Consider the following 16,199-nt stretch of genomic DNA (forward strand, 5'->3'; position numbering starts at 1 on the left):
GGGAATGGCGCAGTTTTTACACATTCAGGCAGATGCGGCCAGCAAAATGCTGGCCGGGGATCAAGCCACATTAGTGGATATTCGTGATATCCAGTCCTTTAATGCAGCCCATATTCAGGGCGCAATGCATTTGTCCAATGAGTCTCTCAATGGCTTTATGCAGACGACCGCCAAAGACCGTGCGTTGATTGTTTGTTGCTATCATGGCATCAGCAGCCAACAGGCAGCCCAGTTTCTGGTCCAGCAGGGGTTCAATGAAGTGTACAGTCTGGACGGCGGATTTGAAGGCTGGCGTCAGAACTGGCCTTTTGTGAGCGGAGACTGACATTTGCAGTTAGTGGCATTCAGCCAGGAAGCGCCAGCACACTTGCTGGCTAACTACCTGAATCAGCAAGGAATCATAGTAAGCTACCAATTGTTGGAAGGTGAGCATCCTCACGCCGTTCTGCTAAAAGACGATAAGCGCTGGGAAGAAGCCCGACTTATCACCCAGGATTTCCTTCGCGATCCACGTCAGGCCAAATATCAGCAGGCTGCCTGGCAGCAAGGGCAGGTGGTAAACATGCAGCGTAGCCAGCAGGATATGTCGCCACAATTGCAAATTCTGATGCGTAGCCCCTTTACGTTGTTGGTACTGGTTGCTTGTACCTTAGTGTATTTGGGTAGCCTGATGGGGTGGTTCAGCCAGTTACAGCACATGTTGTCTTTTCAGCCCCCGGCATTGCTGGTGGAAACCCAGCAGTGGTGGCGACTGCTGGGGCCTGCATTTCTGCACTTCTCGGCGCTGCACATAGTATTTAACCTATTGTGGTGGGCAATTCTCGCCAGCCAGATAGAACAGAAGTTCGGCACCCTGAATCTGTTACTGGTGTTTGTGGTTACGGCCTTGCTATCCAACTACACACAGTACCTGCATACCGGGCCTAATTTTGGCGGCCTGTCTGGCGTGGTCTATGGCGTGATGGGGTTTGTCTGGTGGTGTGGTTGGCTGCGCCCGCAGTGGGGATTACATCTTTCTAAACCTCTGGTAGGGTTTATTCTGTTCTGGCTGATTTTAGGTTATGCCGATTTACTTTGGGTCAGTGTGGCAAATACCGCACATACGGTAGGCCTGGTAAGTGGCTGCTTACTTGCTCTGATCTACACCAGGCTGGGACGCTGAGCTCAGCCTTGATAAAGGTACTTAGTAAATATCACATCCTTGATCATCTCTGAGCCGGTTTCCTGTTTCATCAATTGCCGCAGCTTTTGCAGGCAATCCCTGCGAATTTCTTCGCGACCAGTAAGAGATTTAACTTTTTCTTCCGGCTGACGGCCAAAAATATCAATAGTCGTGGCCCTGAGCAGCGGTGAGTGATGTTCAGCTGCTTCAAGAAAAGAAGCGTCTTCAAGCATCAGTTCCACCGTGACCCTCACATACCCCAGGTTGCGGCTGCTGGTGCTGACATAGTTAGTGACAATATCGGGTTCCAGACCAAAATAGGCGTAGGCTGCCATCGCCCGGGGTGAAATCAGCATCAGGGGTAGCAAAACCAGTACGACTATCTGTCTGTTGAACATAAGGTATAAGTTCCGGGTTTCTATTCACTATGGGTATTTTATCAACAAAATCATACAGACGGACAGTTCCGCACAGGTATTTTTCCGCCCACCTGATTTGCTGCTATGCGGCACCACGGGTATTATGACCACTATATCGTCTGAGTCACAAACCACCTTGAATTTATCTTTAGACTTTCCCTTTTCCCCTGCCGTCACCTGGCACAGTCCGGAGTTTATTGGCATACCGGATTTCCATCTGAAGAACTGGCTGTTGGATACCAGTTCCCTGACCGAACGCTTGCAGTCCCATTGCAGACACTTTCGTGTCCAGCTTCTTGGTCAGCAGCTTTTGCCCTTGCTGGACAATGAGAAAGCGCCTATGCAAAACCAACCCTGTCAGGTCAGGGAAGTGTTGCTGTGGGGAGAAGAGCATCCCTGGGTTTTTGCCCGCTCGCTGTTACCTGAGTCTTTGGTGCAGGAAGGCATGCGGGAACTGGCCGCACTGGGGGAGCAATCACTGGGTAAGGTATTGTTTAACAACAGTGATTGCCTGCGAGAACCCTTTGAGCTGACCAGACTGGGTACCGAACATGAGCTGATGACCAGGTTGGGGCTGCGTTGCAGTCATGATTTGTGGGGGCGCCGTTCTCGTTTTAGTTACAAGCACTGGCATATGATGGTGGCTGAGATATTTCTGCCGGGTTGCCCGGCCTACAAGCAATTTGGAGCTACGTATGTATAGCCGCGCCAAGCTGGCTGCATTCGCGCGTCTGGCGCGAATGGATAAGCCCATCGGCACATATTTGCTGCTTTGGCCAACATGGTGGGCGCTATGGATGGCGGCTGACGGCATGCCGGATTGGCAGTTGATTGTCATATTTAGCCTGGGGGTGTTTCTGATGCGCTCGGCCGGCTGTGTCATCAATGACTATGCCGACCGCCATGTGGATGGTGAAGTGAAGCGCACTGCGTCGCGCCCTTTGGTTAGCGGTGAAATCACAGAGCGACAAGCGCTGGGCTTTTTCGCCCTGCTGGTACTGATGTCCTTTGGTCTGGTGCTGTTTTTAAACTGGCAGACTATTTTGCTGTCCTTTGGCGCCCTGGCGCTGGCGGCGTGCTACCCTTTTATGAAGCGTTACACACATTTGCCGCAATTCGTGCTTGGTGCTGCGTTCAGTTGGGCGATTCCCATGGCATGTATGGCCAGCCTGAGTTTTTTACCCTGGTGGAGCTGGTGGCTGTTTACTGCCAATATCCTATGGACGGTGGCCTACGACACTATGTACGCGATGGTGGACAGGGACGATGATCTTAGAATTGGTGTTAAGTCCACCGCTATCCTGTTTGGGCGATTTGACAAATTGATCATAGGCTGTTTACAACTGATGTTTCTCGGCATTCTGGCCTGGCTTGGCTTCTACCTGGCCTTTGGGGCGCTATACTTTGTCGGCTGGACTATAGCGGTATTGCTGTCCGGCTATCAGCAGTGGCTGATTGCCGGACGGGAACGGGAACCTTGCTTCAAGGCCTTCCTCAACAATCATTATGTGGGGTTGGCCATTACACTGGGATTGATACTCGATCTAGCTGTGCGGATGGTGTAACTGGTGCAATTTCTGCACGATCCCGGAACTGACCAGAGACAGCACCATTTCTTTTAAGGCGGCACTTTGAGCAGACTGCTGTAACGCCCCGTCTTCGTCTGCTGCTACCAGGCCGTTGTCTTTGAGTGCATTCACAAAGCTTGAAAAGACGTTCTTATCGTAGAACTCTGGCGCATTGATGCCATTTACCGCACTCAGATGTTCTGCCAATTCGCGGCTCTGTTTCTCCAAGGTCGCGCGAGGGATTGATTGCTCCTTTTCCAGCAATGTCAGTACGATGGCGTAACGTTGTAAGGTTTGCTGGATGGTCTCGCTGAGTACTTGCAAAGTCCGGTAGTCCGCATCTGTGCGAGGTGGGGCAAGCAATTTGCCGTCCAGCTCTTTAATCAAGCCAAGTTCCAGCATCTGCTGCACTAACTGCTGACAATAGGTTGTCGCCTCGGTTAAGGTGAAATGCATAAACAGTTCACGCTTTAACAAAGGATAGATTGCCTTGATGTAATCTATCACTGCCGACTTTGGCGGCCCTGTCATTACTGCGGCGGCAATCAGGCTGGGTAATGCCAGCAGGTGCAAAATATTGTTGCGATAGTAAGTTTGAGTAATGGCACTATGTTCATTCAGTGACACTACCCGGCCAAATGCATCATCGCGGATACTGAACTTATTCAGAGCCATGGTTTGTTTCAGTAGCGTATGACCATCAACATCAGGAATACTGCTTAACTGGCTATAGGGCGCCGCACGGAGCAGGGTCAGCAACTGATTAAGACTGCCAGCCAGATCATCTTCTTCCATTGCATGATTTTCTGCTGCTAACAGTACTAAGGAGCACAAGGCCATGCCGTTAATGGCGGCAGTCTGATTAATACGGCACATCACTTGATTGGCCAGATGGTTGACGGTGGGGGTGAGCCAGCTCGGTTTGCGTTCCACAGATAATGCATCGTCACGCCAGTTTGGCACCCGGCTGTCGAGATAACTGTTAAGCTGAATCGGTTCACCAAAACTCAGAAAACCATGACCATAATTCTTTAATTTCTTAATGGCGGAAAATACCTGCCAGAATGATTCTTTCTGTTTACTGCTGCCTTTTAGCTCTTTCAGATAGCTACCTAATTCCATTACGTTCTCGTAGCCAAGATAGACCGGTACCAAACTCACTGGACGTTTTACACCCTTTAACATGGCTTGTAATGTCATCGCCAGCATGCCGGTTTTTGGTGGTAACAACCGACCGGTTCGACTGCGCCCCCCTTCGGGATAGTACTTAACCGGAAAACCGCGATTAAACAGAAACTCCAGGTACTCTTTGAAGACTGCGGTATAAAGTTTGTTACCGGCAAAGCTACGACGCAGGAAAAATGCGCCACCGCGGCGGAAAATTCCGCCCACTGGCCAGAAATTCAAATTGATACCTGCAGCAATATGTGGCGTGGCCAGTCCCTCATGGTAGATAACATAAGTCAAAAGCAGATAATCCATATGACTGCGATGGCAGGGGACATAGATGATTTCATGTCCGTTTTGCGCCAACTCACGGATGCGTGCCGCATTGTGCACCTCTATACCGTTATAAATCTTGTTCCATACCCGGGTCAGTAATCTGTCTGCCAGGCGAATGGTGCCTTCCCGATAATCAGCGGCAATCTCTTTTAAATAGCCCTCAGCCCGTTGTCTGGCTTGTTCGGCACTTAGCCTTTTATCCTGTTGTTCTTCAGTGATGGCATCTTTAACCGCTCTGGCGCCAAGAATGGCATTCTGCAGTTGCAAACGATCAATGCTGCGCGGCCCGGTCATCGCTTGTATGCGGCGATAAAAATGTGTCCTGGCGACCCTGATTAACTTATGTGCAATGCGTTCATCACTGCCATTTTCTTCGAGCATGCGTCTGGAGGAAACGGCGCGGCTGAAATAGACAAAGTTGTCGCGACCTAAAAACAGCACAATAAAAAACTTTCGTAACCAACTTGGCGAGGCGCGGTCAGCCAACAAGTCAGACCAACCCGGTTTGGATTTGCCCGGAGCCCGGCCCCAGAAAATCGCCGTCGGCACTATTTGCATATCTATATCCGGCGTCTGCCGCTGCAACTGCAAAATATGTTGAAAGCTGTTCGCTATATCCGTTGCATGAATACGACGGCTTATTAACCCCTGCGGTTCTTCCAGACTCAGGTTTGCCTGCAGCACCTGGCCGTTTAACTGCAAGGGGCGCAGGGGATCCGGTAAACCCAATTGCTCTGTTGCTTTCTGCAATGCAATCAGGTCGGTGGCAGAGTGGGTGTGCAACAAATAGATTATGGGTTTGTGTTGATCAATGCCCAGTTCCTGATGAATATCGGCAGGAATGCTTTTGGTTTTGACCAGCAAACGGGTTGGGTATTTAATCAGGTTTAGTAGCAGCTTGTGCAACCAGAACATCGCCAATGGACCTCCTGTAAAAGTGCGCGAAGCATAGCATCTTCTTGGTTTAATGTCCTTGTGCAGCATCAGCCCCTAGCATTTCAGACAGAATAAACAACAAGAGTTGCTATCTTGGTATAACTGGATATACTCACAGTAAAACTGTATGGAAAAACAGGCTTATGCGTCCACTTACCCCCCGGCAGGAAGAAGTTCTGCAACTGATTAAAGATACTATGGCTCATACAGGTATGCCGCCTACCCGCGCAGAAATTGCCAAGCAGTTGGGGTTTCGTTCCGCCAATGCCGCCGAGGAACACCTTAAAGCTCTGTCCCGTAAAGGGGTGATAGACATTTTACCGGGCACGTCCAGAGGCATAAAGCTCAACATTCCAATGGACGGACAGGTTGAGGAGGAAGGCCTGCCACTCATCGGCAGAGTTGCTGCCGGTGAACCTATACTGGCACAACAGCACATCGAAACTCACTACAAAGTAGACCCGGATTTGTTTAAACCCAAAGCGGATTTTTTGCTCAGAGTGAATGGGATGAGCATGAAGGATATCGGCATTATGGACGGTGACCTGCTGGCAGTGCATCGTACCCTGGACGTGCATAACGGTCAGGTGGTGGTGGCCAGAGTCGATGATGACGTCACCGTCAAGCGTATTGAGCGGCGTGGTCGAAGCGAAATTCTTTTACATGCGGAAAACGAAGAATTCGCGCCGATTAAAGTAGACTTAGCCACCCAGCCTTTTTCGATTGAAGGTATCGCGGTCGGGATTATCCGTAACAGCGATTGGATGTAATCACCTAACAATTATATCCAGGGACGGATGGTATGCCGATGTAGCAGGAGCACTCATCGGCGATATCCAGGGATGGATGGGCCGAAAACTTGCTCCCCGGCTCGGTCTCCTGATGCGCTCTACCTCCTCCATTCTTGGAGTTGTGCATTTTATGCACTTCCACCGTCCCTGGTGGTCGTATGCCGATGTAGCAGGAGTACTCATCGGCGATATCCAGAGCCTGCTCTACAGGCGCTTCTGCCTGAACCACAGGCCCCCATTTAACAGCCGCTCCTAATGGGCAACTTTCCCTGCACAATAAAACAATCAATAAATTAGCAGCTTAGCGAAAATTCGTGATTCCTGCTCACTTCTGGTTAAAATTTGAGCGCTTGATTGTTATCCTCTCAGAAATCGCTGGACGCGCCCCGTACAGTTGAGTAATTCTTGTACTGCATTTAACAAAAATATAACAAGAAAGTGTCATTTTGTGTCCAACGGTACTTTCGATTTTCCGGGTTTCTGACACCGGAGTCTTTCAGTTCTGACATAGGAGACGTCACGTGGCCAGAAGTGTGTTGACCGCATTATTCGCAACCCTGCTGAGCGCTGCTGCCATGGCGCAGCCTTCCCAGTTGAACTTGCGCAAGGGGGTAACAGACATCAGTGCGCAGGTTTATGATCTGCACATGACCATTTTCTACATTTGCGTGGTGATTGGCATACTGGTCTTCGGCGCGATGTTTTTTGCGATGATCTTCCATCGTAAATCCAGAGGGGTAAAACCAGCCAATTTCCATGAAAGTGTCAAAGTGGAGGTGGCCTGGACGGTAGTGCCGTTTCTCATTCTTATTGGCATGGCAATTCCTGCTGCCAGTACTTTGATTGCCATGGAAGACACCAGCAAAGCGGATGTGACTGTGTTGGTCACGGGATCTCAATGGAAATGGCACTACAAGTATATGGAAAACGAGGTGGAGTATTACTCGGTGTTGGCTACTCAACAGGAGCAGATTCACAACAAATTCAGCAAAGGCGAAAACTACTTACTGGAAGTGGATCGTCCGCTGGTCATCCCCACAGATAAGAAAGTCCGCTTCCTGGTGACCTCTGATGATGTGATTCACTCCTGGTGGGTACCGGATTTTGCCGTGAAAAAAGATGCGAACCCTGGCTTTATTAACGAAGCCTGGGCCCGTGTTAATGAGCCTGGCATTTACCGGGGGCAGTGTGCAGAACTCTGTGGTAAGGACCATGGCTTTATGCCTGTGGTGGTAATCGCCAAGACACCGGCTGAATACGATGCCTGGATTGCCGAGCAGGAAGCGATTCAGCGCAAAGCCAAAGAGGAAGAGCAAAAGCTTCTGGCCATGAATATGGACATGACCGAATTGATGGATTTGGGAAGTAAGGTTTACCAAAGTACCTGTGCTGCCTGCCATATGCCAAACGGTGAAGGTCTGCCAGGCGTGTTTCCTGGTTTGAAAGGTAGTGCCATCGCCACTGGCGATGTGCGCAAGCATATCGATGTGGTGGTCAACGGCGTTTCCGGTACTGCCATGCAGGCTTTTGGCAAACAATTGAGCCTGAAAGAACTGGCCGCTGTGATTACATATGAACGTAATGCCTGGGGTAACAACACGGGTGAAACGGTACAGGCCAAAGATGTCAACGCCGTCCAGACAGGCAAATAGGAGAATTATGATGAGTACCGCAGCAGAGCACCTGCACCACGACGAGCATCATGACCATAAGCCATCCGGTATTAAGCGTTGGTTGTACACCACCAACCACAAAGATATCGGCACCCTGTATTTGTGGTTTGCCTTTATTATGTTCCTGATTGGCGGGGCCATGGCGATGGTGATCCGCGCTGAGTTGTTCCAGCCCGGCCTGCAGCTAGTGGATCCCAACTTTTTCAATCAGATGACCACAGTACATGGGCTGATTATGGTTTTTGGTGCGGTAATGCCGGCCTTTACCGGTTTAGCCAACTGGATGGTGCCACTGATGATTGGCGCGCCGGACATGGCCCTACCGAGGATGAATAACTGGAGTTTCTGGATCCTGCCTTTTGCGTTTTTGATCCTGCTCTCTTCGCTGTTTCTGGAAGGTGGTGGCCCGAATTTTGGCTGGACCTTTTATGCGCCGTTGTCTACCACCTACAGCAATGACAGCACGGCTTTATTTGTGTTTTCTGTGCATATTATGGGGGCATCCTCCATTATGGGTGCCATCAACGTTATTGTGACCATTTTTAATATGCGCGCACCAGGCATGACCTGGATGAAGATGCCGCTGTTTGTATGGACCTGGTTGATCACTGCCTTTCTGCTGATTGCGGTTATGCCGGTGTTAGCCGGGGCGGTGACTATGGTGCTGACAGATAAATTCTTTGGCACCAGCTTCTTTAATGCCGCCGGTGGTGGTGACCCGGTGTTGTTCCAGCATATTTTCTGGTTCTTCGGGCACCCGGAAGTCTACATTATGATTCTGCCGGCGTTCGGCATTATCTCGCAGATTGTGCCAACCTTTTCACGTAAGCCATTGTTTGGTTATGCATCTATGGTGTACGCCACGGCTTCCATCGCATTGTTATCCTTCATTGTGTGGGCCCACCATATGTTTACTACGGGTATGCCGGTGGCAGCAGAGCTGTTCTTTATGTTTGCCACTATGCTGATTTCCGTGCCTACCGGCGTGAAGGTCTTTAACTGGGTGGCGACGATGTGGCGTGGAGCCATCAGTTTTGAAATTCCCATGCTGTTTGCCCTGGCCTTTATCGTGCTGTTCACTATAGGGGGCTTTTCCGGATTGATGCTGGCGATTACACCTGTGGACTTCCAGTACCATGATACTTACTTTGTGGTAGCACATTTCCACTATGTTTTAGTGACCGGGGCAGTGTTCTCCATTATGGCGGCGGTGTATTACTGGCTACCCAAATGGTGCGGTAAGATGTACGACCTGACGTTGGCCAAATGGCACTTCTGGTGTTCGCTGATCTCTGTCAATGTGCTGTTCTTCCCTATGCACTTTGTTGGACTGGCCGGGATGCCCAGGCGTATCCCTGATTATTCGCTGCAGTTTGCTGACTTTAATAAATGGGTCAGCATTGGTGGCTTTGCCTTTGGTCTGTCGCAGCTTATATTCCTGGCCTTGTTGATTAAAGCCTGCCGCAAGCAAGGGGAAGCGGCCACAGATCAGGTTTGGGAAGGCGCGGAAGGACTGGAATGGGAAATCCCTTCACCTGCGCCATACCATACCTTTGAAACACCTCCGGTGGTGAAGTAAGCCATGAATACGCCCGCCCCGAATAATGGCAAGCTGGTGATCAAGTTAGTGGCCGTGGTGCTGGGCATGTTTGGCTTTGGTTTTGCGCTGGTGCCCTTGTATGACGTGTTCTGCGACGTGACGGGCATCAATGGCAAAACCAACCCCTATGCGGCGACCTATCAGGTGCAGGACATTGATACCAGCCGCACTATTACGGTGGAATTTATTACCCGCACCAATACCGGCATGCCATGGGAATTTAAAGCCAGAAGCAGGCAGGTTCAGGTTCATCCGGGGGAACTTAAAACCGTCGAGTTTTATGTGCGTAACCCAACCGGTAAAGATATCGTTGGCCAGGCCATCCCTTCCGTCTCCCCAGGTACGGCAGCGTTGTACCTGAATAAGACAGAATGTTTTTGTTTTAATCAGCAGCCTCTGCCAGCAGGTGAAGAGGCGTTAATGCCTATGCAGTTTTATGTGGATCCACAACTGCCGGAAGATATTGAGATATTTACTCTGTCCTACACTTTTTACGATGTGACTGAAACCGCGTCGACTGTGGCAATGAACCGCGGCTAAATGGAGAGCGACATGTCAGAACAACAATACGAAAAATATTATGTACCGGCCCAAAGCCCATGGCCCTTTGTCGGGGCTGTAGCATTGTTTCTCATTGCCGTCGGGGCTGGCAATTTTGTTATCGAATCCACCAAGGGCAAGGACGGCTACGGAGGTTGGATTTTGGTGGCGGGCCTGGCTGTGCTGCTATTTATGCTGGTTGGCTGGTTTCGCGATCAGATTGAAGAGTCTATGACCGGCATGCACTCCAGCCAGTTGGGGCGTTCGTACCGTCAGGGTATGAGCTGGTTTATTTTTTCTGAAGTGATGTTCTTCGCAGCATTCTTTGGTGCATTATTTTACGCTCGTATGATTGCTGTGCCCTGGTTGGGAGGCTCGTCAAACAATGCCATGACCAACGAGGTGTTGTGGCCGGGTTTCGAAGCTATGTGGCCCTTGGTTAAGACCCCTGATGGCACGACAACTGAGGCCATGGGCTGGTATGGACTGCCGCTGATCAATACCGTGATTCTGCTGATTTCCTCCGTAACAGCGCACTTCGCTCATGTGGCGTTGGAGGAGGGAAAACGCAAACAGCTGACGTTGTTCCTGGGGCTGACCATCTTGCTAGGTGTCGGCTTTTTGATCCTGCAAGTGGAAGAGTACGTGCATGCCTATCGTGAGATGGGGCTGATGCTGACTTCAGGGGTGTATGGTAACACCTTCTTTATGCTGACCGGCTTCCATGGCTTGCATGTTACGCTGGGAACTATTTTACTGATTGTGATGTTCTTCAGGGTACTTAAAGGTCATTTCAATAAAGACAACCAGTTTGCGTTTCAGGCTGCAAGTTGGTACTGGCACTTTGTTGATGTGGTGTGGGTATTGCTGTTTTTCTTTGTTTACATACTTTGACACTAAGGCGAGCCGTTAGTAAGGACGGGGGTTGGGTGTAATCCAACCCATCGCCACGGCAATTATCAACAGTAGTATAATAATGGCTGACGTCAGAACCCGCCGACCAATAAACTTGGTCATTGATGTACCGCCACTGTCCCCTTTTAACATGATTTTCATGGCGCGAAAGAGGTTGAACACCATAAAGATCAACAGACAAACTATCAGAATCTTTAATAACAATGTGCTTCTCCTATGCTCAGTCGTCTGAAAGCCATACCCTGGATGACCGTTGGCATTGCCTTGCTGGCTATATTGCTTATGCTGCGATTGGGATTCTGGCAATTGTCCCGGGCCGAGCAAAAACAACTGCGTGCCCAACAACTTGAACAGCGTGCCGCTAACAATCCACTTTCTTTACAAGATATTAACAGACAGCCAGGGAATGTCGCGGATTTTCCGGTGCAGGTCAGTGGTCACCTTGATATTGGTAAAGTCTTTTTATGGGACAACCGGGTGTTAAAAGGTCAGGTGGGCTATGAAGTGCTCGTGCCAATGACGACCAATGCCGGAGACGTGCTGATTAATTTTGGCTGGATAAAAGCGCCGCCACTGCGAACTCAGCTACCTGACATCGATTTGCCCACAGCCCTGTTAACGCTGCAAGGTGTGGTGGTTATGCCGGGTGATAATCCTGTCAGTCGGGAAGTATCTGAGTCGGGCTGGCCGAGGAGAGTGCAGCAACCTTCGCCTGAGCAATTGGCAAAACAATTAGGACGCGATCTGTTGCCCTATATTGTGCAACTAAATGACAGCCAAGCCTATGGTTTTACTAACAACTGGCATCCACTGGTAATGCCTGCTGAGAAACATCTGGCCTATGCGGTGCAATGGTTCGGCCTGGCTTTAGCCTGCTTTATCATCACCCTTATTGCTTTGCATAAACAAAGGAAAAAACATGGTAATTCAAGGGCATCGTAAAACATTTATATTGGTTGCTGTGATTTTTATCCTGCCGGTACTGTTGGCCAAACTGGCTCTGGAAATGGGCTGGTTCAACCGGGCTTCCACCAATAACGGGCAACTACTGGAGCCCAGTCTCGACTTGTCGATGCTTGACTCCCAGCACAAATGGCGGTTGCTGTATCTGCTGCCGGCAGACTGTGACAGCAGTTGCGAAAATGCGCTGATAGCCATCAATCAGGTATGGGTCGCGCTGGGAAGAGAGCAAGACAGAGCTGAGCCCGTGGTGATTCTGACCGACAACAGTGATAGCCGGCCGCGGCAGCAATTGGACAAATTAACAGGGATGCGACTGCTGAAAGTGGCACCCCAAGATGTTAATGAAGTGTTTAAAGATGTGCCGACTGATGGTATTTTTCTGGTAGACACCCTGGATAATGTGATTTTGCGTTATCCGCTACAAACAGAACAACAACAAGCCGTGCTGCATAGCCGGGAAATACTGGCCGATCTGCGAAAACTGCTGAAGCTTTCCAGAATCGGATAAGGGAATGCGCTGATGAGAAAGTTGGTGTTGGCAGCCTTGCTGCTGGCTTTCGTCGTAGTGATTTTAGGGGCTTATACCCGTCTTACCGATGCCGGTCTGGGCTGCCCGGACTGGCCTGGCTGCTATGGTTTTTTGCATGTCCCCGTGCATGACGAACATGTGCAAATTGCTGAACAGGCTTTCCCTGAGCGACCGGTTGAAGCGCACAAAGCCTGGAACGAAATGATTCACCGTTATTTTGCTGGTGCGTTGGGTTTAGTCATTCTCGCCATATTCGTATTGAGTTTATTGCGCCGCGCCCATCATCGTCCACTGAAGCTGCCGTTCGTGCTGTTATGTCTGGTCTGTTTTCAGGCATTGCTGGGTATGTGGACGGTAACCATGAATTTAATGCCGCTGGTGGTAATGGGGCATCTGCTGGGTGGTTTTACGGTGCTGAGCTGTTTGTTCTTATTGTTGCTGCGACTGACCCCTTACCGTATTCCCGGTGGCGATGCCAACCTGCGCAAATTGGCTGGCTTTGCCATGTTGGGACTGATTATCGTCATCGGGCAAATTGCCCTGGGAGGCTGGGTATCGGCTAACTATGCCGCATTGGCTTGCACTGAGTTACCCATTTGCGAAACCAACTGGCTGGAACGACTGGACTTCAGTGGTGCTTATTCGGTGGTAGCCACTGATAACTATGAATTTGGTACGCATGATTACGATGAACGCATGACTATGCACATTATGCATAGATTTGGAGCCTTGCTGACCTTTATCTACCTATGCTGGCTGGCTATTGGCCTGTATAAAGGGGCCTCGTCCAGCTTGTTCCGACAGTTAGCGGTGGTGCTGGTGCTGGTATTGGGATTACAAGTTGCGCTGGGGATCAGCAATGTTGTTTTCAGTCTGCCGGTGTTTGTAGCAGTGGCGCATAACGCCGTCGGTGCCTGCTTGCTGCTAACCATGGTGATGATCAATTACACCCTGCTAAGAAAAACCTAGGAGGCAATATGGATAAGACAGTCGGTATTAACCACAGTGAAAACCTCCAAAAGGCCGGTTGGCGGGATTACTATGAGATGACCAAACCTAATGTGGTGTTGCTGTTACTGCTGACCGCATTGGTAGGTATGTGTTTGTCCCAGCCTGGGTGGTTACCCTGGCAGCCATTGGTGGCGGGCTTATTTGGTATTGGCGCACTGTCTGCATCGGCTGCAGTGATTAATCATGTGATGGACAGGCGCATTGACGCACAAATGGCCAGAACCTTTAATCGCCCGGTACCCAAGGGTAAGGTCAGTCCCAGACAGGCGCTGACATTCGCTCTGGTGCTGGCTTTACTGGGCTATATGGTACTGGAGATCTGGGTGAATCGCCTGACAGCCCTGCTAACTCTGGCCAGTCTGGTAGGTTACGCAGCCATATATACCCTCTATCTGAAACGGGCGACTCCACAGAATATTGTTATCGGTGGCCTGGCGGGTGCTGCGCCGCCGCTGCTTGGCTGGACAGCCATGACCGGTGAGGTGCATGCTCATGCCATGTTGCTGGTATTGATAATTTACACCTGGACCCCTCCGCACTTCTGGGCGCTGGCAATTCACCGGGAGAAAGACTATGCCAGGGCAAAGGTGCCAATGTTGCCCGTGACCCATGGGGTGGAATACACAAAAGTATCGGTTTTGCTCTATACCGTGCTACTTGGCATTGTATGTTTATTGCCTTATCTGGTGGGCATGACCGGGGTGATTTACCTGGCCGGCTCCAGCCTGCTTAACGCGGTATTTCTCTACTACGCACTGAAGCTAAAATATGCGCCCAAAGAAAATACAGCTATGCAGACATTCAAGTTCTCCATTGTGCATCTGATGCTGTTATTCTTGCTGCTGTTGTTGGATCACTATTTCAAGTTTAGTTTATGAAAAGGACGCTCCTGATAGGCCTGCTGTTGTCATTGGCGCTGGCCGCTGGCATTTATTTGTCGTTAACCATTAAGCCGCCTGCGACACCATCGCATGCCAATATGTACCCTCAGGCCCGTGAGATACCTGCCTTTACCCTGATTGACCAAAAAGGTCTGTCATTTGGTAAAGAACGCTTAATGGGGCATTGGACCCTGGCCTTTACTGGTTATACTTTTTGCCCGGATATTTGTCCCACCACGTTGGCCGAGTTAAAGCGTATTTATCCGCAGCTTAAAGCGATATCAGCGGACATTCAGATACTGTTTTTATCCGTGGACCCTAAGCGGGATACTCCCGAACGCCTGAATGAATATGTCAATTTCTTCGAGCCGGAGTTTATTGCCGCCAGTGCCGAGCATGCCGAGCTGTTTCCCTTTGTTCGTAGTCTGGGCATGATGTATGCCATTGCCGGTAGCACAGAAACCCCTGACTATCTGGTGGACCACAGCGCCTCGGTGAGCCTGATTAATCCACAGGCTCAGGTGATAGGGCGTTTTAAGCCGACTCTGGCACCCGGGGCGATGGCGGTGGTGGATCCCGAGCATATCCTGGCGGATATGCCCTTGCTGATAAACCCTTAGTCCAGCCACAGACCGTCGTTAGTGGGCACAAAAAACGGTTGAGACAGCCAGTAGTAGCGGCTTCTGTCCTGTTTGCTGGGGGCGGTACAGTTGACTCTGGCCCGTCCTGGTCCCAGCGGGGCCGGCAGACTTAGGGCGAATACATCTTCCATTTCCCAGATCACATCCAGCTTGTCGCCCTTGAAATAGCAGGCAAGCTGGGCGGGACGAATATCCGTGGTATCGATTTTCGTCGTCCATTGTGGCTGCAGGTTGTCAGGCCCCAGTTCCGGGTCCAGTGGTGCATATAAGCTGGGCATGGCCAAACTGCTCAGTTTTACCTTCAGGGTATTGAGGTTGGCGTATGTACCAGCCGCAGGAAAACGTGGCAGGGCTGTCATGTCACTGTACGGTGCCACGGCTCCGGATTGCTGACCTAAGCCGATAAACCCAAGCTCTTTAACCAGTGCTTGCAGGTCGCTGTTATATTCACCAAAAGGGTAGGCCAGGTACTTTAAACTGTATCCCAGTTCTTCCTGCAGCTTGCTTTCCGCTGACAGAATTTCTTCCCGCAGACTGGCCAACCATTGATCCTTAGTCATATCGCCACGGGTCAGCAGATGCTGGTGGCGATTGCTGTGGTTGGCAAACCATACACCGTCGGTTTTCATCTGCCGCACCTGCTCCCAGCTGAGTTGCTGGCTTTCTTTGCCAATCAGGGCCGGATTAATAAACACCGTATAGTTGAAGCCGTGCTGCTGCAAAATAGGGTGGGCGTTATGCAGAATATTGGCGTAGCCGTCATCAAAGGTAATTGCCACCGCTTTGTCCGGCAATGCCTGGTGCCGAGCGAGTTTGTAAAGCATGTCCTGCAGGGAAATCACATTGTGATGTTCGGCCAGATACTGCATATGTTCGGCAAACTGTGCAGGGCTGACCGACGTGGAGGCCGGTGTTTCCGTGCTCACATGGTGGTATTGAAGTATAACCCCATGATGTTGAAGACTTATTTCACTTGCTTTCAGCGGCCTGGTAAACATCAGAATTGCCATAAGTGCCAGCAGAGAGAATGCCTGTTTAGCCATAAATATCCATAGGGTGAACCTTTG

18 protein-coding genes are annotated in these 16,199 nt (G+C 50.4%); 14 read left to right on the forward strand and 4 right to left on the reverse strand.

All coding sequences use genetic code 11. The annotated features are described in order from the left end of the window. Window positions 1-4 precede the first annotated feature (4 nt). Both glpE and glpG read left to right on the forward strand, forming a co-directional pair. Window positions 5-325, forward strand: coding sequence for a thiosulfate sulfurtransferase GlpE (gene glpE, locus CSR04_RS22295; protein ID WP_102798557.1), 321 nt, complete (start codon window positions 5-7; stop codon window positions 323-325). Between the two features lie 12 nt (window positions 326-337). Next, complete coding sequence (gene glpG, locus CSR04_RS22300) at window positions 338-1,162, forward strand: rhomboid family intramembrane serine protease GlpG (protein ID WP_342751432.1); 825 nt, start codon at window positions 338-340, stop codon at window positions 1,160-1,162. Window positions 1,163-1,164: 2 nt separating this feature from the next. On the opposite strand, the gene CSR04_RS22305 is transcribed toward glpG, so the two are convergent. Next, window positions 1,165-1,518, reverse strand: coding sequence for a flagellar basal body-associated protein FliL (locus CSR04_RS22305; RefSeq protein WP_102798602.1), 354 nt, complete (start codon window positions 1,516-1,518; stop codon window positions 1,165-1,167). Between the two features lie 166 nt (window positions 1,519-1,684). Here CSR04_RS22305 and CSR04_RS22310 point away from each other — a divergent pair, with 166 nt between their 5' ends. Both CSR04_RS22310 and ubiA read left to right on the forward strand, forming a co-directional pair. Next, complete coding sequence (locus tag CSR04_RS22310) at window positions 1,685-2,284, forward strand: chorismate--pyruvate lyase family protein (protein ID WP_146027231.1); 600 nt, start codon at window positions 1,685-1,687, stop codon at window positions 2,282-2,284. Continuing rightward, complete coding sequence (gene ubiA, locus CSR04_RS22315) at window positions 2,277-3,146, forward strand: 4-hydroxybenzoate octaprenyltransferase (protein ID WP_102798560.1); 870 nt, start codon at window positions 2,277-2,279, stop codon at window positions 3,144-3,146. The genes CSR04_RS22310 and ubiA overlap by 8 nt, the downstream gene beginning before the upstream one ends. On the opposite strand, the gene plsB is transcribed toward ubiA, so the two are convergent. Then, window positions 3,126-5,567, reverse strand: a complete 2,442-nt coding sequence (gene plsB / locus CSR04_RS22320) for a glycerol-3-phosphate 1-O-acyltransferase PlsB (RefSeq protein WP_102798561.1) — start codon at window positions 5,565-5,567, stop codon at window positions 3,126-3,128. The two genes, ubiA and plsB, sit on opposite strands and share 21 nt — an antisense overlap. A gap of 164 nt (window positions 5,568-5,731) precedes the next feature. Here plsB and lexA point away from each other — a divergent pair, with 164 nt between their 5' ends. The 5 genes from lexA (at window position 5,732) to CSR04_RS22345 (ending at window position 11,086) form a co-directional block, all read left to right on the forward strand. Next, on the forward strand, window positions 5,732-6,358 hold the full coding sequence (gene lexA / locus CSR04_RS22325; RefSeq protein ID WP_102798562.1) for a transcriptional repressor LexA: 627 nt from the start codon (window positions 5,732-5,734) through the stop codon (window positions 6,356-6,358). A 596-nt stretch (window positions 6,359-6,954) separates the two neighbouring features. Beyond that, window positions 6,955-8,031 (forward strand): cytochrome c oxidase subunit II, encoded by a 1,077-nt coding sequence (gene coxB / locus CSR04_RS22330; protein WP_102798603.1) that lies wholly within the window; start codon window positions 6,955-6,957, stop codon window positions 8,029-8,031. 10 nt (window positions 8,032-8,041) lie between these two features. Next, the gene (ctaD, locus tag CSR04_RS22335) at window positions 8,042-9,631 is read left to right on the forward strand and encodes a cytochrome c oxidase subunit I (protein WP_102798563.1); all 1,590 of its coding nucleotides are present in this window, start codon (window positions 8,042-8,044) and stop codon (window positions 9,629-9,631) included. A gap of 3 nt (window positions 9,632-9,634) precedes the next feature. Continuing rightward, entirely contained in the window at window positions 9,635-10,192 is a 558-nt protein-coding gene (locus CSR04_RS22340; protein ID WP_102798564.1) for a cytochrome c oxidase assembly protein, read from the forward strand. A 12-nt stretch (window positions 10,193-10,204) separates the two neighbouring features. Then, window positions 10,205-11,086, forward strand: coding sequence for a cytochrome c oxidase subunit 3 (locus CSR04_RS22345; RefSeq protein ID WP_102798565.1), 882 nt, complete (start codon window positions 10,205-10,207; stop codon window positions 11,084-11,086). 15 nt (window positions 11,087-11,101) lie between these two features. Here CSR04_RS22345 and CSR04_RS22350 read toward each other — a convergent pair whose 3' ends face one another. Further along, window positions 11,102-11,311 carry a DUF2909 domain-containing protein gene (locus tag CSR04_RS22350; protein WP_102798566.1) on the reverse strand — a complete coding sequence of 70 codons (210 nt, stop codon included), beginning with the start codon at window positions 11,309-11,311 and terminating at the stop codon, window positions 11,102-11,104. 12 nt (window positions 11,312-11,323) lie between these two features. On the opposite strand from CSR04_RS22350, the gene CSR04_RS22355 reads away from it, so the two are divergent. Genes CSR04_RS22355 through CSR04_RS22375 form a run of 5 tightly spaced genes read left to right on the forward strand, consistent with a single transcriptional unit; the run spans window position 11,324 to window position 15,111 of the window. After that, window positions 11,324-12,049, forward strand: coding sequence for an SURF1 family protein (locus CSR04_RS22355; RefSeq protein WP_102798567.1), 726 nt, complete (start codon window positions 11,324-11,326; stop codon window positions 12,047-12,049). After that, window positions 12,027-12,578, forward strand: coding sequence for a hypothetical protein (locus tag CSR04_RS22360; RefSeq protein ID WP_102798568.1), 552 nt, complete (start codon window positions 12,027-12,029; stop codon window positions 12,576-12,578). Before CSR04_RS22355 ends, CSR04_RS22360 begins: the two co-directional genes overlap by 23 nt. Window positions 12,579-12,590: 12 nt before the next feature. Then, the gene (locus CSR04_RS22365) at window positions 12,591-13,568 is read left to right on the forward strand and encodes a COX15/CtaA family protein (protein WP_102798569.1); all 978 of its coding nucleotides are present in this window, start codon (window positions 12,591-12,593) and stop codon (window positions 13,566-13,568) included. An 8-nt stretch (window positions 13,569-13,576) separates the two neighbouring features. Continuing rightward, window positions 13,577-14,488, forward strand: a complete 912-nt coding sequence (cyoE, locus tag CSR04_RS22370; protein ID WP_102798570.1) for a heme o synthase — start codon at window positions 13,577-13,579, stop codon at window positions 14,486-14,488. Further along, window positions 14,485-15,111 (forward strand): SCO family protein, encoded by a 627-nt coding sequence (locus CSR04_RS22375; RefSeq protein ID WP_102798571.1) that lies wholly within the window; start codon window positions 14,485-14,487, stop codon window positions 15,109-15,111. Before cyoE ends, CSR04_RS22375 begins: the two co-directional genes overlap by 4 nt. Here the strand turns inward: CSR04_RS22375 and CSR04_RS22380 are convergent. Further along, window positions 15,108-16,175, reverse strand: coding sequence for a polysaccharide deacetylase family protein (locus CSR04_RS22380; RefSeq protein ID WP_245921834.1), 1,068 nt, complete (start codon window positions 16,173-16,175; stop codon window positions 15,108-15,110). The genes CSR04_RS22375 and CSR04_RS22380 overlap by 4 nt on opposite strands. Between the last annotated feature and the right edge of the window lie 24 nt (window positions 16,176-16,199).

The organism is Bowmanella denitrificans (assembly GCF_002887595.1).
Lineage (GTDB): Bacteria > Pseudomonadota > Gammaproteobacteria > Enterobacterales > Alteromonadaceae > Bowmanella > Bowmanella denitrificans.